This window comes from Azospirillum terrae, from assembly GCF_053470425.1.
In genome coordinates, this window is record NZ_JBPXMR010000022.1 from 13,374 (window position 1) to 36,840 (window position 23,467).

A 23,467-nucleotide genomic window follows, 5' to 3' on the forward strand; every position below is an offset into this window, starting at 1 on the left:
GCCAGCAAGAGCAAGCGCCATTCGAACCAACGCCCGAAGGACGGCCGACGCTAGGCCGCGGCGCTCTGCCGCGTCACCGGGAGCACGCAGCGCACGCGCAGTCCCTGGCCGGGCGCGTCGTCCATCTCCATGCGGCCACCGTGCAACTCGATGACGTTCTTGACCAGCGACAGGCCCAGCGCCGGGCCGCCGCGAACGTCCAGGCGGTCGAAACGCGCCGGGCCACGCAGTTCCTCCACCGCCGATGGGGCGCCGTCGCTGATGCCCAGCACCACACTGTCATCGGTGCGCCGGCCGGACAGCACGATGCGCCCCACCGGCGACGGCGTGCGGATCGCCGTGACCACCAGATTGAACAGCGCCTGCTTCAGGCGCTTCTCGTCGCCGTCCAGCATGCCCAGCGCCGGGTCGGCCGCCACCTCCAGCCGCAGCCCTTCGCGGCGCGCCCACTCCTTGGTCAGGGAGGACACCGAGTCCAGCAACTCGGCGACGTCCACCGGGCCGTGCTCCAGGGTGGTGACGCCGGCACCGATGCTGGTCAGGTCCACCACGTCGTCGATCAGGTTCAACAGCCGCTCGCCGGCCGCCAGCACACCCTTGACGTATTCGAGCTGGCGCGGCGTCAGCGGACCGAAATACTCGTTCGCCAGCACTTCGGCGTAGCCGATGATGCCATTCAGCGGCGTGCGCAGATGGTGCGAGACGTTGGCGATGAACTCGGTCTTCAACTGGTCGGCGGCCTCCAGCGCGGCGTTGGAGGAGCGCAACGCCTGTTCGAGGCGCGCGCTGTCGGTCACGTCCAGATAGCTGTTCAGCACGGCGCCATCCGGCAGCGGCACCGTGGAGAACTCCACCACCGAGCCGTCCGTCCGTTCCAGCCGGCCCGAGCGCACCGAGCGTTCCAGGGTCGAGCCGACCATCTCGTCCTTCAGCGCGTCCCAGTCGCCGCCGTCCTCGAAGAACGGGCGCATGCGGTCGAACACCTCGGTGATGTGCGGCTCGCCTTGCAGATCCTCGTCGCGCAGGTCCCAGATGCGGGCGAAGGCGGGGTTGGACAGCTTCAGCCGGCCGTCGCCGCCGAACACCGCGATGCCCTCGGCCAGATTGTCCAGCGTCTCCTGCTGCACGGCGATCAGCGTGTTGTAGGAGGATTCCAGCGCCAGCGTGTTGGTCACGTCCTCCATGATGTTGATCAGGCCACCCAACGGGTGCGGCGCCGCCAGCGAGCGCAGCGTCGTGCCGTCGGGGAGGTGCATCAGCTCCTCCGTGGCCTCCAGCAGGTGGGTGTAGCGGGTCAGGCGCTCGCGCTTGAAGCTCTGGAAATCGGCGTATTCCGGCAGCTTGCGGCGGGAGCGCAGTTCCTCCATCAGTTCGCTGTGCGTCGGTTCGCTGCGCAGGAACGCCTCGTCCAGTTCCCACAGGCGGACATAGGCCTGGTTGAAGAATTTCAGCCGCTGGTCCGGGCCGAACACCGCGATGGCCGAGCCCAGGCGCTCCAGCACCTCGGCGTGGGCGGAGAGGTGGCGGTCCAGCTCGGTGCGCAGATCGTCGAGCGGCGTCAGGTCGAGCGCGTAGCCAACGATCAGCGTGCCGTTGTCCGGCGCCGGCAGCGGCGCCTCGGTGACCTCCAGCAGGCGGCGCTGGGTGCCGATGACCACCGGCAGCTTCTGCGACTGGGCGAAGCCGCCGGAGCGTGCCCGCTCGGCCAGCGCCCGCCCACCGCCGCCCGGCACCAGCTCGCGCGCTTCGGCGACGGCGCGGTCCGGTTCGGCGTCCACGGCGCGGGCGTAGGCCTGGTTGCACCAGACCAGCCCGAGGTCGGCATGGCGCAGCCAGACGGGGATCGGCAGCGCGTCCAGCGCCGTGCGCAGCTCGGTCGCCGCCGCCTCGGCCTCGGAGCGGCCGTTCACGGTCGCCTCGGCGTCGCGGCGGCTGTCGCTGACGTCCTCCAGCCACAACACGTCGTGCGGCGTCCCGCCGTCGGCGGCGCTGCCGCGCCGGCCGATCAGCCGCAAATGCCGGCCGTCCGTCGCCGCCACGTCCATGCGGAAGGGCTCGCCATGGCGGTGCAGGGTGTCGAGCGCCGCGGCGAAGGCCTTGGCGTCGGCGGGCGCCAGCGCGGCGGCCACGTCTTCGGCCTTCTCCAGGGCAGCGCCGTGCAGCAGCGCGACGAACTCCGGCGCCAACGTGTGCCCACCGTCGCCATCCCAGCCGAACCAGGGCTGTGGTGCGGCGGCCAGCAGGGCTTCCAGGCGGGCGACCTCGGCGGCGGCGCGGTCGGCGCGGCGGCGGTCGGTCTGCGCGACCCAGCCGAGAGCGGCCAGCGCCAGCACGAACAGCGCGCACAGCCCCTGCCAGACCGTCAGCGACCCGGCCATGCCCGACAAGCCGACACCCACGGCCAGCCCTAGGGCGGCCAGGGCCGGCGCGTAGGTTTTGGTAAACGTCCTCACGTCGCACAAACTAGCCCAGCCCGCGCGGCGCGACAAGCCGGACGCCCGCGGGTATGGCGGGTGCCGCCCTTACACCAAGGTCGTAGGTCGCGTGAGGGACGACGCGAACCGCTAGGCGGGCACGCGGCGGGCGCGGGCGGCTTGCAGGAGGGCGTGGTTTTCCCGGCCGCGCGCGATGGCCGGGCGCTCGACCATCAGATGGACGAGGCTGGCCAGCGCCACGACGAGGATTCCGGCACCGGCGAACGCCAGGGCGAAGAGAGGCTCGTTCTCCAGCACGGCGGCGCGCAACGGGGCGTTGCCGGTGATCAGGACCCACAGAACGATCCCGTGCAGCAGGTAGACGCCGTAGCTGATGTCCCCCATCCAGAGGATTGGCCGCCGGGTCAGCAGCCCGCCGAAATCCTGGCCGGCGGCAACGGCGGCGAAGAACACGCCGAGACCCAGCACGGGAAGCGGACCGTACGCGCCGGGGAAGCCCGCCACCGTTCCGAGCAGGGCCGCCAAGGCGACGGCGCCCCCCAGCGTCGAGCGCGCCAGCCGGAGAAGCCCCGGCCTGCGGACCCCATAGGCCGCGGCGAAGCCACCCAGGAAACACACGAGGACGGCCCGGTCGAAGCCGCGGAAATAGAGAAGAATGGCGACGACGGCACCCAGCGAGGCGAGCGCCGGCCACAGCCGCCGCGCCGGGGAAAACAGGAACGCCAGCGCCGGCAACGCGCCGTAGAACAGCACCTCGTACGGCAGCGACCACGTGGCGTAGGCGACGATCTGGCCGGCGTTTGCCATGCCGTTGAGGGCCGGCGTCTTGAAGGTGGCCCAGCCGAGCAGCGACCGGGCCAGTTCCGCCGCGTCGACCTTCAGGCCGAACCCCGTCGTCGTCAATGCCAAGGTCACGGCGGAAACGAAGGTCAGCCCATAGACCGGATACAGGCGATAAATCCTGGAGATCAGAAGCCCCAGCCAGTCGATCCGCGGACCGGCGTTCAGCACCTTGCTCCAGAACAGGAAGGACGTGACCATGAAGAACAGCCCGACCGTGCTCTGCCCGAGATGGGTGTACAGCCGCGACGGCGGCAGCGCCCATTGCCCGGTATGCAGGTACTGCCACGTGATGACGCCGTGGTGGATGAACACTCCGTAGGCCAACAGACCGCGCAACCCGTCGATGGCGGCGAAGCGCCCCGCATCCGCACTGGCAAGCGGCCGTGCCGCCGCGGGAACCGCGCGCAGGATCAGAGCCGACGCGCCGACCGCCACCACGGTGAGGGCCAGGGCGAGAAACGGGCTGTAGACCATGCGGATGCTCCAGACGGGGGCGGACGGTGACGTGAAACGCGGCGTTGCATCGGCGCTTCGGCGGTGGCCCTGGTGTTTCTTTGGAGATCAACGGCTTGGCTTGGGGCGGCGCCGCTGGATGAAACGCTATGCAACACTATGAAACGCGAATCACGGTGGTGTTGCATTTCGCCGCTTACACGGACGCACCCTCGCTGAAGAGGACTTCCATCCTATGACAAATGGACGGCAAGCACAAGCGAGACCGTTCGATCCAGCGCGAAAATGCCGCTTAGAGCGTTTCCCGGCCTGATGTAAAGCCCCTCTCCCTTGACGGGATCGGCGCGTGCAAGCGCCGATGGTTGGGGAGAGGGTGGCGCCGCGAAGCGGCCAGGAACTTATCTTCCGCCCTGCCGGGCGTAAATCCCCCTCTCCCCAACCCCTCCCCCGCGAGGGGGGAGGGGCTTCAAAAGGAAGCGCAAACCATGACCTAACCCGGCACATCCTCGCGCAGCGCGCGGATCGCCTCGGCCACGGGTGGGAAGGCGTCGGCCATGGCGGCGCTGCTGTGGTGGATCGCGTCCAGGTCGCCGCGCACGGCCGCGACCTCCAGCGCCGAGCAGGCCCGCGCGAACACGCCGGCACCGGCGGTGCGGGCGGCACCCGCCGCGGCGTGGGCGGCGTGGCGCACGTCCTCCAGGTCGCCGCGCGCCAGGGCGGCGGCGGCCTCGTCCAGAAGCGGCGCCGTCGTCTCGACGAAGTACTCCAGCATCGTCACCACGTCGGCGTCGAGACCGCCGAACATCATCCGCACATGCTCAAGGTCGAGCACCGGCGACACCTCGGCACCCGACGGCGCGTCGTCGATGACCGACGCGGGGACCGGCGCCGGGGCGGCGGCCGGTGAGGCGGCCGGGGCGGCGCCCTCGCCGATCCAGCGGTCCAGCACGCCGGCAAGCTGCTTCAGCGTCACCGGCTTGGAAATGTAGTCGTCCATGCCCGCGGCGGTGCAGCGCTCCATCTCGCCGGCCAGCGCGTTGGCGGTCATGGCGATGATCGGCAGGCGGCGGCCGGATGCCGTTTCCTGCTCGGCGGCGCGGATCTGGCGGGACAACTCATAGCCGTCCATGCGCGGCATGTGGCAGTCGGTGATCAGCACCCGGTAGCGCCGGGTGCGCAGCGCCGTCAGCGCTTCGATGCCGTCACCGGCGATGTCCGCCGCGACCCCCAATTGGCGAAGCTGGCGCAGGATCACCTGCTGGTTGGTCGGGTGGTCCTCGGCGACCAGCACGTCGGCCTCGCCCGACGGCACGGCCGCTGCGGCGGCGCAGCCGTCGTTCGGCGCCGCATCGGGCCGGGCCGGCGCGCAGGGGGCGGCGCGGCCGGTCAGCACGGCGATCTTGCGGAACAGCAGGTCGCGGTGCAGCGGCCGGGACAGCGTGTCCTGCGGCACGCCCGCGGGCAGCGGCAGCGCCTCGCCGGTGTCGCGCCCATCGGTCAGCAGAAGCGTCGGCGGCAGTGGGACGCCCATGGCGGCGATCCGCTCCACCACCTCCGCCGCCGTGCCGTCGGGCAGGAGGCCGGCCAGCACCAGCGCGTCGGGCGCCGCCAGCTCGATCAGTTCCAGCGCCTCGTCGGCGCTGGCGGCATCGGCGACGGCGGCGTGCTTGTCCTGAAGGTAGCGCACCAGCGCCGTGCGCTGCGCCGGCTCGCCCTCGGCCACCACGATGGTGAGATCGGAGAGGTCCACGGCGTCGGCGGGGGCCTCCACCTCGCCCAGCGGCAGGTCCACGGTGAACCAGAAGGTCGAGCCGCGGCCGGGTGCGGAGGTGACGCCGATGGCGCCCCCCATCATCTCGACGAGGCGCGTGCAGATCGCCAGCCCCAGGCCGGTGCCGCCGAAGCGCCGGGTGGTCGAGCTGTCGGCCTGGCTGAACGGCTGGAAGAGGCGTGCCTGCCCCTCCTCGCTGATGCCGATGCCGGTGTCCTCCACCTCGAAGCGCAGCGTCACCATACCGGGCGCCGGGGAGCCCTGGACGGTGGTGCGCAGGACGACGCGGCCGGTCTCGGTGAACTTGATGGCGTTGCCGGTGAGGTTGAAGAGGATCTGCCGCAGCCGGCCGGGGTCGCTGCGCACCGACACCGGCACGGACAGGTCGATCTGGCAGACCAGCGCCAGCTGCTTCTGGTGCGCCTGCGGCGCCAGCAGGTCGGCCACGCCCTCCACCAGTTCGACCGGCGACAGGTCAAGTTCCTCCAGATCGAGCTTGCCGGCCTCGATCTTCGACAGGTCGAGGATGTCGTCGATGATGCGCAGCAGCGCGTTGGCGCTGTCGCGCACGGTGGTGACCAGCGCCTGCTGCTCGTGCGTCAGCGGGGTGAACGCGATCAGTTCCAGCATGCCCAGCACGCCGTTCATCGGCGTGCGGATCTCGTGGCTCATGGTCGCCAGGAATTCGGACTTGGAGCGGGCAGCGACCTCCGCCTGATCCTTGGCGTGGCGCAGCGCCTCCTCGGCCTGCTTGCGCCCGGTGATGTCGTAGCTCCAGGCCAGAACGGCGGGCTGGCCTTCGAACTCCGTGCGCTGAAGCGTCTGGAGCGCCCACACCCGGCTGCCATCCGGGCGGTCCAGGGCGCGCTCCACGTCGCGCGCCATGACGCCGGCCTCGCCCACCGGAACCAGCGCCCGGCCCAGCGCCTGCCCCTCCGCCCGGCCTTCCGCCGGCAGCGCCAGCGCGTGGCGGCGGCCGACGAAGCGCGCCAGCGGCACGCCGGCCAATTCGGCGGCGCGGGCGTTGGCGAAGGCCACCGTCCCATCGGCGCGGCCGATGGAGACGCCGACCGGGCTCTGCTCCAGGATGGCGCGCAGCCGCCGCTCGCCGTCCAGCAGGTCGCGCTCGCGCGACTTGATGGTGGCGACGAAGAACTGGAAGGCGCGCGCCATGTCGCCGATCTCGTCGTTGCCGCGCGTGGGGATGGTCACGGCCTGCCCCGCCTCGTGCGCGTTCATGGCGGCCTGCAACAGGCGCAGCCGCCGCACGACGTTGCGGTGGATGTAGAGGAAGATGCCCAGCGCGCCGAGGATCGAGACCACCGCCATGGCGACGATCGCCCGCTCGCCCTCGCGGATCACCCGCTCGAATTCGGCGGAACGGCTGGCGATGTCCTGCTCGATGCCCAGGAAATAGTCGGACACCGAGGCGACCAGCCGGTCGGAGACGTTCTGGTTGCGCGTCACCGCGCCCTTGACGGCGCGTTGCAGGGTGATCTCGGCCAGACGGCTGGCGAACATGTTGCGCTCGCCGAGGCCGAGCGCGGTCAGCTCGCGGTGCAGAGGCTCCAGCCGTTGCACCAGGGCCGGCGACAGGCCGGTCAGCGGCCGCACCGCCCGGTCCAGCACCTCCAGATAATCCTGGCGCAGGCGTTCGACCTTCGCCTCGTGGTCGGCGCGGGCGCTGGCCAGCATCAGCGCCATGGCGTGGTCGGCGTGGTCGGCCCAGCGCTGCACGCCGCGCTCCATCCGGCGGATCGCCTCGGCCTCGCCGGCTGAGGCAGCGTCGGGAACGAACCTGGCGATGGTGTCGCCCTCGGCCAGCGACGCCGTCGTCCGGCGGATGCGGTCGCCGAGGTCGAGCACGCGGCCGACCATCGCCCCGGTCTCGGCCGTCACGGTGAGCTGCCGCTCGACCTGGGTGTTGAGGGTGCGCAGGTTCTCCAGCAGCTCGGTCTTGCGGCGCTCCAGCTCGGTCAGGTCGGCGTCGGCGCCGCTGCGGCCGCGCAGCCGGTCCATCAAGCTTTCCAGCAGATCGATCTGGTCGCTGATGCGGGCCATCACCGCCTCGCGCACCGACTGGCTCTGCACGGCGACCAGCGCCGGGGCGTTGGCGGCGATGGTGCCGCTCTGCTGCGCCAGCTGCGAAGCGCTGACGAGGCCCGGCACCTTGGCGGTGGCGACCTGCTCGAACCCTTCGTGGAAGCGGGAAAACAGCGAAACGGCGACGACGCTGGTGGCGGCGGTCAAGCCGCCGATCACCGTGAGACCCGCCAGGATGCGGAAAGCGACGCCAAGCCGAGGAAACTGCATGTGAAAACCTAGCACGGCACCGCCGGGGCGTGCAATTCGCCACACCCGGCCAAACCTGCGGCATGCTTGACCCGCCTCGATTGCCAGGACGATGCTGGGCGGCAATCGACTGTGGAGCGCGCGGCATGCGGTGGACGGCCTGTTTTATCCTGATGGCGGTGTGCGCCGGACTCATGGCGGCGCGGCCCGCGGCGGCCGAAAGCACGCTGGACCGCGTGCGCCAGGCCGGCGTGGTGCGCTGCGGGGTGGCGACCAGCGGCACCGGCCTGGCCGCGGTGGACGCGCAGGGGCGCTGGCAGGGCTTCTTCGTCGATTTCTGCCGCGCCGTCGCGGCGGCCACCACCGGAAACGCCGATTACGTGGAGTTCGTCGAGACGAACACCTCGAACCGATTCCAGGCGTTGCGCGACGGGGTGATCGACCTGACCGCCGACGGCGCCACCTGGACGCGGCACCGCGAAGCGACGCAGGGCATCGCGTTCCCCGCCATGTACATGTTCGACGGCCAGGGATTCATGGCGCACCGCTCGCTGGGGGCGCTGCACCTGTCCGAGGTCGGCAGCGCCCGCGTCTGCGTCATCGAGGGCACCACCACGCTGCGCAACCTGGAGGGCTGGATCGCCACCACCGGCGCCAAGCTGACGGTGCGGACCGTCAGCTCGACCGAGGGGGCGCTCGGCGCCTTCTTCAACCACCACTGCGACCTGTTCACCAACGACCGCATCAGCCTGTTCGCCCAGCGTCTGCTGAACGCGCCCAGCCCCGCCGATTACGTGATCTTCCCCGAGGTCATCTCGAAGGAGCCGCTGGCCGTGGCCGTCAAAGCCGACGACCGCGCCTGGGCCGATCTGGTGCGCTGGGTGGTGCACGCGCTGGTCCTGGCCGAGGAGAAGGGGGTCACCGCCGCGCTGGCCGCGTCCGCCGCCACCGCCGTCCCGGCCGACGGAGCCGACCCGGAGATGCGCCGGCTGCTGGGGCTGACGCCGGGGTTGGGGGAGGGCCTGGGCCTCGACGACCAGTGGGCGCGCCGCGCCATCGGGCAGGTCGGCAACTACGGCGAGATCTTCGAGCGCCACCTCGGCGCCGGGTCGCGCCTGAAGATCGACCGCGGGCCGAACGCGCTGTGGAGCAAGGGCGGGCTGTTGTACGCGCCGCCCCTGGGGGGGTGAGGGCTTACCCCGCCGTGGCGGCCAGCCCGCGGTCGGCATCGGCGACGCGGTTGCGCCCCTCGGCCTTGGCGCGGTAGAGCGCCTCGTCGGCACGGCTGAGCGGCTTTTCCACCGAGGCGTCCGCCGGGTGCATCGCCGCCACGCCGATGCTGGCGGTCAGCCGGATCGGGCCGGTCGGCGACGGCAGGTCGATCGCGGCGATGGCGCAGCGCAACCGCTCGGCCACCTCGCAGGCGCACTGCGTGTCGGTTTCCGGCAGCAGCACCGCGAACTCCTCGCCGCCCAGGCGGCCGAGCAGGTCGCTGCCACGCAGCGTGACACGGCAGGTGGCGGCCAGTTCGACCAGCGCGGTGTCGCCGGTGGCGTGGCCGTGCGCGTCGTTGATCCACTTGAAATGATCCACGTCGAGCATCAGCACGCACAGCGGCCGGTCGTAGCGGCGCGCCCGCTCCAGTTCGCGATTCGCCAGTTCCAGGAAATGGCGGCGGTTCCACATGCCGGTCAGCGGATCGACGGTGGCGAGGTGCTGAAGCTCTTCATTCAGGCGCTCCTCGCTGAGCGTCGAGTTGACCCAGCGGCCGAGCAGCCGGATGAACTCAAGGTCGGCCTCGTCGAAGCTACGCGGCAGCGGCCGGGCCGCGCTGAAGTTCAGCGTGCCGTAGCGCTCGCCGCGCACCGTGACCGGCACGCCGATGTAGCACTCCAGCCCGAAGGCCGCGTAGCAGGGATGGCCGGCGTGCGGCGAGACGCCCATGTGTTCGATCGCCACCACGTCGTCGGCTTGCAGCGTGATGGCGCAATAGGTCGAGCCCAGCGCGAAGACACACCCCGGCACCAGATCGGCTCCCGGCGGGGCGCAGCAGTGGACGACGGTGTAGTCCTGCCCCTCGACGTGGCTGATGATGCCCATTTCCAGCCCGAGGTGCGAGACCCCCAGCCGCAGCGCGGCGGTGAGCTTGTCGCTGGCGCCCATATCGCCCAGCGCGGCGATGTCGTTCAGCAGGCGCAGATTGGCGTTGACCATGTGCAGCCGATCCTGCTGCGCCAGAAGGCGGTCGTTGGCGTCCTGCAGCGCGTCCGCGTCGGCGATCAGCCGGGCGCGGTAGCGTCCGCGCATCCACAGCAGCCGGGCGAGCGCCAGCCCGCCGGCCAGCACCACCAGCGAGAACACCGCGGTCCATTGGGTGAGCACCTCCCTGCGCTCCAGATGCCCGGCGAACGCTTCGTTCTCGGCCAGCACCACCAGCACCACCAGCGGGTAGTCGTGCAGGCGCCGGTAGGCGTTGATGCGCGGGACGCCGTCCACCGCGCTGACCGCCCGGTACACCCCGGCCGCCGGCTGATCAGCGTGCAGGAACGGCCGGTCGGCCGGCGCCTCCTGGCCGAGCGGCGAGCGTTGCATCGGCACGCGCGACACCCGGGCGCGGATCACCCGGTCGAGCCCGATCAGCACGACGGCACCGCGCTCACCCACGTCCACCGTGTCGTAGAACGTCTCGAAATAGGCCGGATCGATGGACAGCACGATCACGCCGCCGAAGGAGCCGTCCGCATTCATCAGCCGGCGGGTGAACTGGATCGACCATTTCCCCGACACCCGGCCCAGAACCGGCTTGCTGATGAACAGCCGGTCGTCGGCCGTGTCCCGATGGATGCGGAAGTGCTCGCGATCGCTCAGGTCGATGTGGCCCTTGACACGCTCCAGATTGCTGATCAGCAGCGTGCCGTCGACGGCGATGACGCCGATCTGCACCACCAGCTCTCCGTACTGGGCTTGCAGCCGCCGCGCTTTGGGGATGAAGTCCAGCGGCGATTCCTGCCAGTCGTCGCGCAGGATGCGCAGCAGGAAATCCGCGTTCTTGACGGTGCGCGCGACGTGCTCCTCAAAGGCGCGGGAGAGATTGGCGGCGTCCTTCTCCGCCGAGGCGGCGACCGTCAGACGGTCGTGTTCCAACTCGACGTGGAGCACCGACCAGGAGCCGGCGATCAGCACCAGGGCCACGGCCAGGACGACCGTCACCAGCCAGCCGCTACCTGCGGAACGACGTGCCGATGGGGTGCTCATCGGTGGCATCGCGTCGGCGGGCGACGCACCAGAGGGTGCATGGAACGCATAAGCACGCCTTGAAAGACCAACCGCGCGGATCGACGCAAAAACCATATGACTTTTGCTTGAATCGTTATAATCCTAAGTTGCTTGTGCGTGCAATCAGCGGAAGGCCGCGCAAGTGTCGCAGCCCACTGTTGCGCCCGGTTTCATCGGTGTGGCCGCGTGGCGCTTCAAAAGTGCCACAAGCACCGCTATGGTGGCGCCACACCGGCTCCTCTTGAAGAGTGCCGCACCCGCTCCAGCACGAGTCCCGATCCCGCGATGACCATACGCAACACCTTCCGCGCAGGGCCGGACGAGCACGGCCATTTCGGCATCTATGGCGGACGCTTCGTCGCCGAGACGCTGATGCCGCTCATCCTGGAGGTCGAAAAGGCGTACACCGCCTGCAAGGCCGACCCGGAGTTCCTGGCCGACCTGAAGGTGCGGCTGAAGCAGTACGTCGGCCGGCCCAACCCGCTGTACTTCGCCGAGCGGCTGACCGAACAGCTCGGCGGCGCGAAGATCTATTTCAAGCGCGAGGAGCTGAACCACACCGGCGCGCACAAGATCAACAACTGCATCGGCCAGATCCTGCTGGCGCGCCGCATGGGCAAGACCCGCATCATCGCCGAGACCGGCGCCGGCCAGCACGGCGTGGCGACGGCGACGGTGTGCGCGCTGTTCGACATGCCCTGCGTCATCTACATGGGCGAGGTGGACATCGCCCGGCAGCAGCCGAACGTCTTCCGCATGAAGCTGCTGGGGGCGGAGGTGGTGTCGGTCACCTCGGGTGCCCGCACGCTGAAGGACGCCATGAACGAGGCGCTGCGCGACTGGGTCACCAACGTCGCCGACACCTATTACCTGATCGGCACCGTGGCCGGCCCGCACCCCTACCCCGCCATGGTCCGCGACTTCCAATCGGTGATCGGCGACGAGGTGCGCGCGCAGATGCAGGAGGCCGAAGGCCGCCTGCCCGATTCGCTGGTCGCCTGCGTCGGCGGCGGCTCCAACGCCATGGGGCTGTTCCACCCGTTCCTCGATGACGTGTCGGTCAAAATGATCGGCGTCGAGGCGGCCGGGCACGGCATCGACAAGGGGCCGGACGCGCACGCCGCCTCCATCGCCGGCGGGCGGCCGGGCGTGCTGCACGGCAACCGCACCTACCTGTTGCAGGACGAGGACGGCCAGATCCTCGAAGGCCACTCGATCTCCGCCGGCCTGGACTATCCAGGCATCGGGCCGGAGCACGCGTGGCTCAACGACATCGGCCGCATCGAGTACGCCAACGTCACCGACCAGGAGGCGCTGGACGCCTTCCAGCTCTGCGCCCGCACCGAGGGCATCATCCCGGCGCTGGAATCGGCGCACGGGCTGGCGGAGGTCGTCAAGCGCGCGCCTGGGCTGCCGAAGGACCATTTGATGGTGCTGTGCCTGTCGGGGCGCGGCGACAAGGACATCTTCACCGTCGCCAACCATCTCGGAGTGAAGCTGTGAGCACCGAAACCGGACGCATCGCCCGGCGCTTCGCGGCGCTGAAGCACGAGGGCCGCGCCGGCCTGGTGACCTTCATCACCGCCGGCGACCCCGACCACGAGACCTGCCGCGCGGTTCTGGAAGGCTTGCCCGAAGCGGGCGCCGACCTGATCGAGCTGGGCATGCCCTTCACCGACCCGATGGCCGATGGCCCGGCGATCCAGGCCGCCGGCCTGCGCGCGCTGAAGGCCGGAGCGAAGACCACCCGCACGCTGGAGCTGGTGGCCGACTTCCGCAAGACCGACGCCGACACGCCGATCATCCTGATGGGCTACTACAACCCCATCTACAGCTACGGCGTGGAGCGCTTCCTGACCGACGCCAAGGCGGCGGGGGTGGACGGCCTGATCGTCGTCGACCTGCCGCCGGAAGAGGATGAGGAGCTGTGCGTCCCGGCGCTGAAGGCGGGAGTCAACTTCGTCCGCCTCGCCACGCCGACCAGCGACGACGCGCGGCTGCCGGCGGTGCTGAAGAACACCTCGGGCTTCGTCTACTACGTGTCGGTGGCCGGCATCACCGGTGCGGCGTCGGCCAGCGACGCGGCGGTGGCCGAGGCGGTGGCCCGGCTCAAGCGCCACACCGAGCTGCCGGTGGCGGTCGGCTTCGGCATCAAGACGCCGGAGCAGGCCGCAGCGGTCGCCTGCGTGGCGGATGCAGCGGTGGTGGGCTCCGCCATCGTCAGCCGCGTCGCGGCAAACCTTGGCGAGGACGGCGTGGCGCAGCCGGGACTGGTCGCCGATGTGCTGGGATTCGTGCGGGAACTGAGCGCCGGCGTGCGCCGGGCTCGCGCCTGACTGTGAATTGAGAGTGGTCCGATGAACTGGCTTACCAACTACGTCCGTCCGAAGATCCGCGCGCTGGTCGCCCGCAAGGACGTGCCGGACAACCTCTGGCACAAGTGCCCGAACTGCGAGGCCATGCTGTTCCACCGCGACCTGGAGGAAAACCTCTCGGTCTGCCAGCATTGCGGCTTCCACATGCGCCTCGATCCGCTGAAGCGGCTGGGCATGCTGTTCGATGACGGCGAGCACCACGCCATCGAGGTGCCGAAGACGCCCGTCGATCCGCTGAAGTTCCGCGACCAGAAGCGCTACACCGACCGCCTGAAGGAAGCCCAGGGCAAGACCGGCCGCAACGACGCCATCGTCGTCGGGCACGGCACCATGGGCGGGCTGCCGACCGTGGTCGCGGCGTTCGACTTCGGCTTCATGGGCGGCTCCATGGGCATCGGCGTCGGCGAGGGCCTGCTGGCCGCCGCCAAGGCCGCGGTGGCGCGCCGCGCGCCGCTGGTGGTCGTCCCGGCCTCGGGCGGGGCGCGCATGCAGGAGGGCATCCTGTCGCTCATGCAGATGCCGCGCACCACCATCGCGGTGGAGATGGTCAAGGAGGCCGGCCTGCCCTACGTGGTGGTGCTGACCGACCCGACCACCGGCGGCGTCACGGCATCCTTCGCCATGCTGGGCGACATCCACATCGCCGAGAAGGGCGCGCAGATCGGCTTTGCCGGCGCCCGCGTCATCGAAAGCACGATCCGCGAGACCCTGCCGGAGGGCTTCCAGCGTTCCGAGTACCTGCTGGACCACGGCATGGTGGACATGGTCGTGCACCGCAAGGATTTGCGCGGGACGCTGATCCGCGTGCTCGACCTGCTGATGCGGCCGACCGCCAAGCCGCAGCCGGTGCTGGAGATCGCCGGCGCGGACGGTGACGAGGACGGCGACGTCATGCAGGCCGAAGCCGCCGACCACACCCCGCCGCAGGGCGAGGCCGCGCACAACGACGCGCGCTGATGCTTGTTCACCGTCATCCCCGCGTCCGCGGGGATGACGGATAATAGAAGTTCAGGCCCATGGCCCTTTCCGATCCGGTCCTGAAGCGGCTGACGGCGCTGCACCCGAAGATCATCGACCTGTCGCTTGGCCGCATCCACCGGCTGCTGGCGGCGCTCGGCGACCCGCACACGCGCCTGCCGCCGGTCGTCCATGTCGCCGGCACCAACGGCAAGGGCTCCACCATCGCCTTCCTGCGCGCCATGCTGGAGGCGGCGGGGCTGCGGGTGCACGTCTACACCTCGCCGCACCTCGTGCATTTCCACGAGCGGGTCCGGCTGGCCGGCACGCTGATCACCGACGACCACCTGACCGCCCTGCTGGAAGAGTGCGAGGCCGCCAACGCCGACGCGCCGATCACCTTTTTCGAGGTGACGACCGCCGCCGCCTTCCTCGCCTTCGCGCGCACCCCGGCCGACGTGGTGCTGCTGGAAACCGGGCTGGGCGGGCGGCTGGACGCCACCAACGTCATCGACCGGCCAGCGGTCACCGCCATCACCCGCGTCTCCTACGACCACCGCCAGTTCCTCGGCGACACGCTGTCGGCCATCGCCTTCGAGAAGGCCGGCATCCTCAAGCCAGGCGTGCCCGCCATCCTCGCCCCGCAGCCGGACCCGGAGGCCGCCGGCGCGCTGGCCGAACGCGCGGCGGAGGTCGGCGCCCCCCTGCATCCCTGGTGCGTCGAGCCGCTGCCCGTGGGTTTCCGCTTCGAAAGCGCCAAGCGGCGCCTGGAGTTGCCGCCACCGGGGTTGACCGGCGCGCACCAGATCGTCAACGCCGGGGTGGCGCTGGCCTGCCTGGATCACCTGCCGGTGCGGGTGGACGACGCCGCGGCGGCGCGCGGGCTGGCGAACGCGCGGTGGCCGGCGCGGCTGCAACGCCTGAGCCGCGGCCCGCTGGTGGAGGATCTGCCCGCGGGGTGGGAGCTGTGGCTGGACGGCGGCCACAACGATTCCGCCGGTGAGGTTCTGGCGGTGCAGGCCGCCGCCTGGGCCGCGCAAGACGGCCGGCCGCTCGACCTCGTGTTCGGCATGCTGGCGAGCAAGGAGCCGGCCGAGTTCCTCGGCCCGCTGGCGCCGCACATCCGCCGCCTGCGCGCCGTCGCCATCCCCGGCGAGGAGGCGTCGCTGTCAGCCGAAGCCGCCGCCGCCGCGGCGCGCGCCGTGGGCATCACCGATGCCGTCCCAGCCGCGGACACCGCCGCGGCGCTGGCGTCGCTCAGCGGCGCGGAACCGGGCCGCGCGCTGATCTGCGGGTCCCTGTATCTGGCCGGAACGGTGCTGGCGGAGAACGGTTAGCGCCCGCCTCTACCGGTCGTGCGCCGGGGCGATGGCGTCCAGGCGGTGGGCGAACTCCACGTCCTTGCCGGTCACGCCGTCCACGTCGCGGGTGTACAGGATGATCTCGACGCGGCCGAGGTCGTTGAACCATTCCGGGCAGTGGTCGTGCTTGACCGCCAGCAGCGCCACCTGGGTCATGAAGCCCCACGCCGTGGGGAAATCGGCGAAATGGTAGGTCTTGCGGATGGCGTCGCGCTCCAGCACCTCCGACCAGCCGTGCAGTTCCTTCAACGCACCCTGGCGCTTTGCGCCGACCAGCTTGTCCGACATGCGACCCTCCCCCTTCCGCGTGACCGACTCCCGGCTTAGCGCCGCTTGGCGCGGGGGTCAAGCTCCGCTAGGCTCGCGGCCATGAGCACGAAACGTTCGCACCCCTTCACCGCGCCGCCCTCGCTCGCCGAATTGGAGAGCATGGCCGAGGAGGCGCTCGGCACCATTCCCGAGCCGCTGCGCCGCCACGTCCGCAACGTGCTGATCCAGATCGAGGACTTCCCCGACGAGGAGACCGAGCGCGACATGGAGCTGGAAAGCCCCTTCGACCTGCTCGGCCTCTACCGCGGCGTGGACCTGACCCGGCAGAGCGTCGGTGACGTGCGCACCAGCCTGGACGCCATCTTCCTCTACCGCCGCCCGATCCTCGATTACTGGTGCGAGACGGGAGAGGATCTGTACGGCATCGTCCGCCACGTGCTGATCCACGAGATCGGCCATCATTTCGGCTTCTCCGACGACGACATGGATCGCATCGAAGGCAGCGACACCGACTGAGGGCAGGCCCAAGCCATGGACATGGAGCGTTTCCTCCAACTGCACGACGGCCTGCCGCGGCAGGCGCCGGGTTCCGACACCGCCACGCTCGACGCGTTGAGCCGGCTGCGCGCGCATGGGCTGCCGGACGGCCCGGCGGTGCTCGACGTCGGTTGCGGCACCGGGCGGGCGACCCTGCTGCTCGGCCGCGCCACCGGCGGCACCGTCACCGGCATCGACATCCACGAGCCTTCCCTTGGCGAAACGCAACGCCGCATCGACGAGGCGGGCCTCGGCCGCCGCCTGCGGGTGGAGCGGCGCTCCATGTTCGAGCTGGACGGCGCCTACCCGCCCGAGAGCTTCGACCTGCTGTGGTCCGAGGGCGCCATCTACATCATCGGCTTCGCGCAAGGGCTGGAGCGCTGGCGCCGGCTGCTGCGGCCGGGCGGGTTGATGGCGGTCAGCGAGCTGACGTGGCTGACCGGGTTGCCGCCGGCCGACGCGCGGGCGTTCTGGGCCGAGGCCTATCCGGCGATGGCGACGGAGTCCGCCAACCGCAGGGCGGCGGAGCGCGCCGGCTACCGCGTGCTGGAGACCGTCACCCTGCCCGCGTCGGCGTGGTGGGACGAGTACTACCGCCCGCTGGAGACCCGCATCGCCGAACGGCGGGAGCGCCACCCACTCGACCCGCAATGGGCCGCGGTGCTGGACACCCAGGCCGCGGAGATCGAGCTGTACCGGCAGTTTGGGGCGAGCTACGGGTACGTGTTCTACTTGATGCGCCGCCTGGGGTGAGTGGTCAGCCCAACACCCCACGCACCCGCGCGCGCAGCGCCGGCACCAGATCCTCTTCGAACCAGGGGTTCCGCTTGATCCAGGCGGTGTTGCGCCAGCTTGGGTGCGGAAGCGGAATGAACGTCGGGCCGTACTCGCGCCACGCCGCCACCGTCTCCGTCATCGTCGCCTTGCGCCGCTCGCCCAGGTAATGCGCCTGCGCGTAGCTGCCGACCAGCAGCGTCACTTGCACCCCGCTCAGCGCCGCCATCACCTGGGCGTGCCAGAGCGGCGCGCACTCCGGCCGCGGCGGGTAGTCGCCGCCCTTCGGCGCGGTGCCGGGATAGCAGAAGCCCATCGGCACGATGGCGATGCGCGCCTCGTCGTAGAAAGCCGCGCGGTCGAGGTCCAGCCACTGGCGCAGCCGGTCGCCGGACGGGTCGTTCCACGGAATTCGGGGTCATGGTAGGTCTAAAACTACTAATGCTTTGACAACAAATGCTTATGGCGAGTAGGGCCTGCCTTCTCGGGCGCGCGGGCAATTGCGGAGTGCGAAGGCGAAGCGGCCACGCCTATCCTTCAGAGCTCCAGGGACGACCACGTCCCTTTATTACTCGTCTCCGACCAAGCGGCGCAGAACGGCCATCCCTGCCGCGCCGATAACAGTCAACCCTCTTGTGGTTACCAGCCGTCCGTCCGGTGCGTTGTCGAAACCCATGTCGAATGCGCTGTTGAGAAAGGCTCTGAGATCGCGCTTTTCATCCGCTGAAAGCCCGATCATAGAGGAATCTGTAGGTGGACAGTTGGTGATCCCAGGGCCACTCTTACCGAGAAGCTTGTTTATAGGCACTGGTTCAAGTGACCGGAAAGCTTTCTTTAGACGAGTATTCTCCTCCGCTAGAAACTGTACCCGCGCTTGGAGCACCTCTATTAGGGCTTCAGCCTCAGCAGGTGGGGGCGTTCCCTGCCGCGAGACGATTGTGGCGGCTCGAGCTTCGGCGAAACGGGCGTTGATATAGGCGCGATAGCCACTGCTGTTGCAAATCGACTGGTATTTGGGCCCCCCAAACTGCTCGGTGCATACTGCGGCAACAGACGCTAGAGTCCGCTCATAAGGACCTTTCAGGACAATCTCGACAGCGGCCTTGATGTTAGCCAATGAACGGGCCGCCTTAGGTGACCTGGTGGCGGTCTCCAAGTCAGTATACAACGATGCTGCCGTTGGCGTTCTGCTCATCCAATAGGCTCCAACGGTCCAGAGGTAGGCATGGAATTCACTGAATCATCACTGCATATTGAGGTCATAGCCTCCAACTGGACGGGATTAAAGCCTAAGTCGGTGAGCCTTCTCCGGTGCTCCGACGCGGCTTCCAAGCCGTCCCACCCAATGGCCTCCACAAGAAAATCCACCAGCTTGGTTGCAGATTTTTGCGCGACTTTGTCCGGCAGGGAAAACAGGAAGGGACGAAGGCCATTGTCGTCCAGAAGCTGGTCGAGAACAACCCGGCGCCGAAGCTTAACCTCCTCGACCACCGAAGGAGTGATTTGAATGATATCTGTTGCGCGAGCCAAAAAATCGGCTAGCCGGAATCGGGAGCACTGTTCAAAAATCACATTTTCTTTCGCTATCAGCACAGCATTCCCTTTCCCTGGTGCGCCACTGTAAAGCATTTGCATCTGACCAGTAGTCATTAAGATTGCTTGGGCTCGCGCGGACCACTCCATCATTAATTGGTCAGCTTGTAGGTTCAGGCCATCAAGCCGCCCGTGAAGAATTCTACGAATGCCGCGACGACCTTCAGTTTGCTCTTCAGCCAATTGGCCCTCAACTGTGCGGATGGCGTCGGCAAACCCAGAAAGACGATAAATCGCCTCATTCGCCTTCACTACCATGCCTGCGAGAAAAGGCTCCCCGTTAACATGGAACCGGCATGTTGCGCATCCATGCTGCCCGAGGAGATTGGCCGTGGCCTCCCCACTGGCGCTCAACGGCCCTCCCAGGTCACACATTGTGCCCCCAGCTGGGCAGCACCCGTCAAGGTCGATGAGCACCAATCCCTTTTGACATTTCCTGAGGAGGTCCAGAGCTTCCCTGTCCCTAAAGACCAGTCCCTGGGCCGAAAATGTGCCGTCCTCACCAACGGCAATGTCTTCGGATATTTTTGACACGCGGTTAAACAGATCATCCTCGACAAGCCCGCCCGACTCCAGGGTGGAAGCCGCCTCGGAGATGATTCGATTTATCTCGGGCGAACTGTGGCGCTGATAATAAATATTCATGATCACCGTAGCATGCCCGGCAACGAACTCAGTCAGCACGCTCAGGGGTACGCCAGCTTTCATGAAGGCGGTGATGCCGCCCACCCTGAGGCTATGGAGAGTAAAAAGGTCGCTCAGTGAAATTTTTCGCCCATCATCCTCCGAGAGACGGCGACCAGCTTCCTCAAGAACTTGATAAAACATTTGATTTAGCTTATATGATGAGACTGGCTCATTTCCTGCGCTTGGATCGCGGAAAAGAAAGTAGAAGCCTGGAAGGTTCTGCGCGACGGCCTTCGTCACGCGCATTGAATGGTCGGCGACTGTATCCAGGCCACGTGGTTCAGATACGGGGTTGTAACGGGATTGCCAGCTCCGGCAATAGGCTAGGTGCCGGAAGAGTTCTTCGTTGTGCCACGGAATGATGTAGCCGAATCCTCGCGCAGACTTATTCGGCCCTCTTGACCACTTTAGCTTGTTCTTTGCGTTCTGGGTCTTGTTGGAATTGATGAAAAATCCGCCAAGCGGCCTTCCGTCTTCCCCCATCTCCAGTACTTGATGGATCACTCCGACAGATCGTCCTGGTTCCGCTGTAGGAAGGTCATTTCTGCTCCATGCGTTTGTATCTGGATCAAAGATAAATTCGTCTCCTTCCCCGGAGTCAAGCCTACGGACGCTAACGCCACGCAATGGCAGGGAAAAGAGCAGGAGCATGGCAACTGCCCTTACCGGGCACCATTCGAGGCCCGTCGTTCCGTCAGGGTAGGTTACCAGAACATAATCTTCTTTTTGCGTCCTTGACCATGCATAACCATTCTCGGTCAGAATTGATTTGCAGAGATTAAGCACCCTGATGGGCACGGGCAGTTTAGTGCTCTTGCCACCTTTCCATCCTCTTCGGTCCTGCCCAGGAATGTCGCTCCGATATAAGGGTACACGGAAATCTGGATCCTTGGAATCGCGGTACCACTCCAGAAAATTTAATGTCGCATTAAGAATGTGATTAAGTTGATTGTCCGAGCGCGCTCCCTTGTTGCTTCCACGATTGTTGTTCCGCTTAACGTCATGAGCGGTCCTGATGTAGTCGATATAAGAGGGAAACCCCCCTTCGGCGATGCAGCACTGCCCCCCAGCCCGAAAATCGTCTCTGCCGAGCCGAGAAAGGTTGGAGATGCGCTCGGGGCGGTCAATCAAATATTCAAAAAGTTTTTCGAAGCCTCGGCTAAGCGTTGCAGACACGTATGCCGTGCCTGAGCGGATATATTCCCTGCCCAACTCGACGATCGGTTCAAGGTGCGGCGCCTCCTCGATTACCCAGCGCAGGTCTCCTTCTTTCCGCATCTGATGACCACGCTGGCGGCGGCGACGCTCACTATCCGCGTCAATTCCCGTCCTGCTGACGAATGAAGTTACGAAGTCTCTGATGCTCCGTGTCTCATCAGCCGCCGATGGAAGTGTTGTTCTGTATGGCGCGACCGCATTCCACACCAGCCGCAGGTTCGAAATGCCTCTATCCCGTGCGGGAGCAACGCCAACGCCTTCTCGCATTTCCACCATTAGCTCGATCGCAGCAATGAACATGTCGCCCGAAATGCGTCCGACCTGGTACCCTGGGGGAAGAGCGGTTAGGAAAAGCTTCAGCGCTCGATACGTCTGGCGAATGCGTTTTGCATTCCCGCCCACCGCCTCGGCCCCGCCAAGTTCGGCCATCGAGCCCTTCAACTGCTCCCGTACCGTCGGCGTAAAAAGGCGTTCATCAGGATGGAGGATAGCGGACAGCGTCTCAGTCGCGCCCGGCCAAACCTGTCGAATTCCGCCGTGCCGGGATGCCCATCCCGCAGGAAGCAGGATTGCGCCCGCAGCCTGCAGACAAAAAAGGCCCGTGATTGCAGCGCTCGCTGTTCGGTCGCTATTCAATGAACGGTCTTTGAGGAGAGCTTTATACAGTTCTTCGACGATCGGCTGGACTGTGTCGTGGGAATACAGAGCGTCGAAGACGCCTCTGTTGAAAAAGAAGTCCACTCCTTCAGCTGTCAAGGCTTGAACGAGATGACGCCATCCAAGAATAGTATCAGGCTCAGGTCCAGATAGGCTCCCTCGGCGGTAGCGAAAAACCGAGTCCGCCTTTTCGGCTCTAGCCCAATTGCCGGACTGGAGCTTGTCGGTGCACTTGAGTTCGAAATACAAGGTGCGAGCTGCCTCAATTCGGGAGAGGGTATCGTCAATGATCCATACCCGGCTACGCGACAAGTTAAATGGTACCTCATTTTCATCATCGGCCTGAAACCTGCGAAATCCAGGATCTTCACCGTCTTTGCCGGAAAGGGGAAAATTTGCATAGTTCATCCGAACCTCCAGCCGTTAAAGAGTTTGCGGGGGTCCGAATACCAGAACTGTTCGTCATAAGCAGGTATGATCAGATCACCGGTCTGCAGCCGACGACTCGCTTCGACGATTTTCTTGCTCACTTCCTCCGGCCGCTTCTTTTTGTATGCTTCCTGGCTGAGTGGGTGCCGGTGATGCATCATCTCTTGGATGATGCTGCTCGGTAGGTTCATCGCCTCCGCCGCCAAGCCATAGGCATGCCTGAGGCCGTGCGGGCAGACTCCTTCCGATTGGTTTGGCCGCAGTCCCAAACGCAGGCACGCCGATCGAAATGCATCCCTAAATGCGCCGATTGTCCATGGACCGCCAAAATCTCCACTCCTGTCAACGCTCACGAAATAGTAGGGGTGGTCCGGTGTGCTTGGGCGGAGCTTGGTAAGCCAGGCATAGTGCAAGGAGGCAAACAACTCTCCAGCCCTGGGGTCGATCCAATGAATCACCGCGGTGTTGTCATAGTCGAAGCTTATTCCTTTCCATCCAGCGTGGAAGCTATCTCCTATAGGAAGCAGATGCCTAGGGAGAGATCCGTATTGATCGGCGAGATGCATTCGTCTCGTCACCCGCTTGCCTCTGACCTTCACCGAAAAGTCACTTGGGTGTCGCAGGAATACTCTCGCACTGCCGCCTTCCAATAAAATGTCCGTCAACCAAATGTGGAACAACTCACTGGACCGAATGCCGCCGTAGGCTAGCAATACCCAAGCAAGAGCATCCCTAACTCGTGCAGCTTTTTCGGCACGCGGGTTGGTCAGTGTTGTGGCGATCAGTGGCGTGATCTTATGCGGAGGAAATCCAACCGCTCTTCGTGTACCACTCATCCACCCAGCCCCCTGTGTGAACCAGGGGCGGCGGGGCTGTTTGGACTGGCGCAGGTGAGCAAAGAACGAGTATGAAGCATTGGCATCTCGTCTCCGCTCAGCCTCATCGAGGACGCGTTCAACGACCCACGCAAAACCGCCGAGCCCTGAAACGTCCGATTGGCGCGAGGCAAATGCAAGAAATTCCGCACATCGTTGAACGATCCTCTTTACCTGTCCGGTAGGTCGGGGTTGCCATCCGAGGCCAGTTGGATCGCTGCCGTCGATTGCCATCGTTCCATTTTCGATAGCTGAGACGAACAAATGAAAAAATCTCTCCTGTTCCTTTGCAGGAGGCATTACGCCTCCATACTGAGCCCCATGGAAATCGAAGAGCAGCGCGATTGAGCGCACGCTGGCGTCGACCGTTGCGCAACTTCGCCGGGCAATCAAATCAATCGCGTAGTCGGTGACCGTCGCAGACACATTGCCGTCTGCAAGGATGAGAATGGGGAGGTGTCGGCCAGCCAGTTCAGCTATCGGCACCCAAACAATCGTGCATCGTCCGCGATGCCCAACCATTTTGCCCTCGGAGTTGCCTGGTGGAAATTATAAGACAGCCTAATCTGGATGTCTCTTGCTCTTACAGATATTTTCAGTATAGATGGCCAACTCAAGATGTTAAGGCCAATACCGTGTCGTTAGGGCCAGTTGCCTGTTGAAG

Annotated in this window: 16 protein-coding genes; 7 read left to right on the plus strand and 9 right to left on the minus strand. The window is 66.7% G+C overall.

Annotated features, from left to right (window positions below; all coding sequences use genetic code 11):
* Nucleotides 1-50: 50 nt before the first annotated feature.
* The 3 genes from ACSVDD_RS28415 to ACSVDD_RS28425 form a co-directional block, all read right to left on the minus strand.
* Complete coding sequence (locus ACSVDD_RS28415; RefSeq protein WP_448192791.1) at nt 51-2,453, minus strand: sensor histidine kinase; 2,403 nt, start codon at nt 2,451-2,453, stop codon at nt 51-53.
* Nucleotides 2,454-2,564: 111 nt separating this feature from the next.
* A complete protein-coding gene (locus ACSVDD_RS28420) occupies nt 2,565-3,752 on the minus strand; it encodes an acyltransferase family protein (RefSeq protein WP_448192792.1) in 1,188 nt (395 codons plus the stop codon).
* Between the two features lie 469 nt (nt 3,753-4,221).
* The gene (locus tag ACSVDD_RS28425) at nt 4,222-7,815 is read right to left on the minus strand and encodes a response regulator (protein WP_448192793.1); all 3,594 of its coding nucleotides are present in this window, start codon (nt 7,813-7,815) and stop codon (nt 4,222-4,224) included.
* Between the two features lie 125 nt (nt 7,816-7,940).
* On the opposite strand from ACSVDD_RS28425, the gene ACSVDD_RS28430 reads away from it, so the two are divergent.
* Nucleotides 7,941-8,984: an amino acid ABC transporter substrate-binding protein gene (locus ACSVDD_RS28430; RefSeq protein WP_448192794.1), complete on the plus strand. Its 1,044-nt coding sequence runs from the start codon at nt 7,941-7,943 to the stop codon at nt 8,982-8,984.
* Nucleotides 8,985-8,988: 4 nt separating this feature from the next.
* Here ACSVDD_RS28430 and ACSVDD_RS28435 read toward each other — a convergent pair whose 3' ends face one another.
* Nucleotides 8,989-11,004, minus strand: a complete 2,016-nt coding sequence (locus tag ACSVDD_RS28435; protein ID WP_448192795.1) for a sensor domain-containing diguanylate cyclase — start codon at nt 11,002-11,004, stop codon at nt 8,989-8,991.
* Nucleotides 11,005-11,355: 351 nt separating this feature from the next.
* Between ACSVDD_RS28435 and trpB the strand changes: the two genes are divergently transcribed.
* Genes trpB through ACSVDD_RS28455 form a run of 4 tightly spaced genes read left to right on the plus strand, consistent with a single transcriptional unit; the run spans nt 11,356 to nt 15,739 of the window.
* The gene (gene trpB, locus ACSVDD_RS28440; protein WP_448192796.1) at nt 11,356-12,573 is read left to right on the plus strand and encodes a tryptophan synthase subunit beta; all 1,218 of its coding nucleotides are present in this window, start codon (nt 11,356-11,358) and stop codon (nt 12,571-12,573) included.
* Nucleotides 12,570-13,406, plus strand: a complete 837-nt coding sequence (gene trpA / locus ACSVDD_RS28445; protein WP_448192797.1) for a tryptophan synthase subunit alpha — start codon at nt 12,570-12,572, stop codon at nt 13,404-13,406. Before trpB ends, trpA begins: the two co-directional genes overlap by 4 nt.
* A gap of 21 nt (nt 13,407-13,427) precedes the next feature.
* Nucleotides 13,428-14,402 (plus strand): acetyl-CoA carboxylase, carboxyltransferase subunit beta, encoded by a 975-nt coding sequence (gene accD / locus ACSVDD_RS28450; protein ID WP_448192798.1) that lies wholly within the window; start codon nt 13,428-13,430, stop codon nt 14,400-14,402.
* Between the two features lie 59 nt (nt 14,403-14,461).
* Nucleotides 14,462-15,739, plus strand: a complete 1,278-nt coding sequence (locus tag ACSVDD_RS28455; RefSeq protein ID WP_448192799.1) for a bifunctional folylpolyglutamate synthase/dihydrofolate synthase — start codon at nt 14,462-14,464, stop codon at nt 15,737-15,739.
* A 9-nt stretch (nt 15,740-15,748) separates the two neighbouring features.
* Here ACSVDD_RS28455 and ACSVDD_RS28460 read toward each other — a convergent pair whose 3' ends face one another.
* Nucleotides 15,749-16,051, minus strand: a complete 303-nt coding sequence (locus ACSVDD_RS28460) for a 4a-hydroxytetrahydrobiopterin dehydratase (RefSeq protein WP_448192800.1) — start codon at nt 16,049-16,051, stop codon at nt 15,749-15,751.
* Nucleotides 16,052-16,132: 81 nt separating this feature from the next.
* Between ACSVDD_RS28460 and ACSVDD_RS28465 the strand changes: the two genes are divergently transcribed.
* On the plus strand, nt 16,133-16,549 hold the full coding sequence (locus tag ACSVDD_RS28465; RefSeq protein WP_448192801.1) for a metallopeptidase family protein: 417 nt from the start codon (nt 16,133-16,135) through the stop codon (nt 16,547-16,549).
* A gap of 15 nt (nt 16,550-16,564) precedes the next feature.
* Entirely contained in the window at nt 16,565-17,323 is a 759-nt protein-coding gene (locus ACSVDD_RS28470; protein ID WP_448192802.1) for an SAM-dependent methyltransferase, read from the plus strand.
* A 4-nt stretch (nt 17,324-17,327) separates the two neighbouring features.
* Here ACSVDD_RS28470 and ACSVDD_RS28475 read toward each other — a convergent pair whose 3' ends face one another.
* The 4 genes from ACSVDD_RS28475 to ACSVDD_RS28490 form a co-directional block, all read right to left on the minus strand.
* Entirely contained in the window at nt 17,328-17,756 is a 429-nt protein-coding gene (locus tag ACSVDD_RS28475) for a uracil-DNA glycosylase family protein (RefSeq protein WP_448192818.1), read from the minus strand.
* Nucleotides 17,757-17,912: 156 nt separating this feature from the next.
* Nucleotides 17,913-18,461, minus strand: coding sequence for a hypothetical protein (locus tag ACSVDD_RS28480; protein WP_448192803.1), 549 nt, complete (start codon nt 18,459-18,461; stop codon nt 17,913-17,915).
* A gap of 74 nt (nt 18,462-18,535) precedes the next feature.
* The gene (locus tag ACSVDD_RS28485; RefSeq protein ID WP_448192804.1) at nt 18,536-21,907 is read right to left on the minus strand and encodes a VPA1269 family protein; all 3,372 of its coding nucleotides are present in this window, start codon (nt 21,905-21,907) and stop codon (nt 18,536-18,538) included.
* A complete protein-coding gene (locus ACSVDD_RS28490; protein WP_448192805.1) occupies nt 21,904-23,325 on the minus strand; it encodes a hypothetical protein in 1,422 nt (473 codons plus the stop codon). The genes ACSVDD_RS28485 and ACSVDD_RS28490 overlap by 4 nt, the downstream gene beginning before the upstream one ends.
* Between the last annotated feature and the right edge of the window lie 142 nt (nt 23,326-23,467).

What these genes read in the sequence shown, in the direction of transcription:
- ACSVDD_RS28420 (WP_448192792.1), bottom strand. Translation starts at nt 3,752, where the DNA reads ATGGTCTACAGCCCGTTTCTCGCCCTGGCCCTCACCGTGGTGGCGGTC.
- ACSVDD_RS28425 (WP_448192793.1), bottom strand. Translation starts at nt 7,815, where the DNA reads ATGCAGTTTCCTCGGCTTGGCGTCGCTTTCCGCATCCTGGCGGGTCTC.
- ACSVDD_RS28430 (WP_448192794.1), top strand. Translation starts at nt 7,941, where the DNA reads ATGCGGTGGACGGCCTGTTTTATCCTGATGGCGGTGTGCGCCGGACTC.
- trpB (WP_448192796.1), top strand. Translation starts at nt 11,356, where the DNA reads ATGACCATACGCAACACCTTCCGCGCAGGGCCGGACGAGCACGGCCAT.
- accD (WP_448192798.1), top strand. Translation starts at nt 13,428, where the DNA reads ATGAACTGGCTTACCAACTACGTCCGTCCGAAGATCCGCGCGCTGGTC.
- ACSVDD_RS28455 (WP_448192799.1), top strand. Translation starts at nt 14,462, where the DNA reads ATGGCCCTTTCCGATCCGGTCCTGAAGCGGCTGACGGCGCTGCACCCG.
- ACSVDD_RS28460 (WP_448192800.1), bottom strand. Translation starts at nt 16,051, where the DNA reads ATGTCGGACAAGCTGGTCGGCGCAAAGCGCCAGGGTGCGTTGAAGGAA.
- ACSVDD_RS28465 (WP_448192801.1), top strand. Translation starts at nt 16,133, where the DNA reads ATGAGCACGAAACGTTCGCACCCCTTCACCGCGCCGCCCTCGCTCGCC.
- ACSVDD_RS28470 (WP_448192802.1), top strand. Translation starts at nt 16,565, where the DNA reads ATGGACATGGAGCGTTTCCTCCAACTGCACGACGGCCTGCCGCGGCAG.
- ACSVDD_RS28485 (WP_448192804.1), bottom strand. Translation starts at nt 21,907, where the DNA reads ATGAACTATGCAAATTTTCCCCTTTCCGGCAAAGACGGTGAAGATCCT.
- ACSVDD_RS28490 (WP_448192805.1), bottom strand. Translation starts at nt 23,325, where the DNA reads ATGGTTGGGCATCGCGGACGATGCACGATTGTTTGGGTGCCGATAGCT.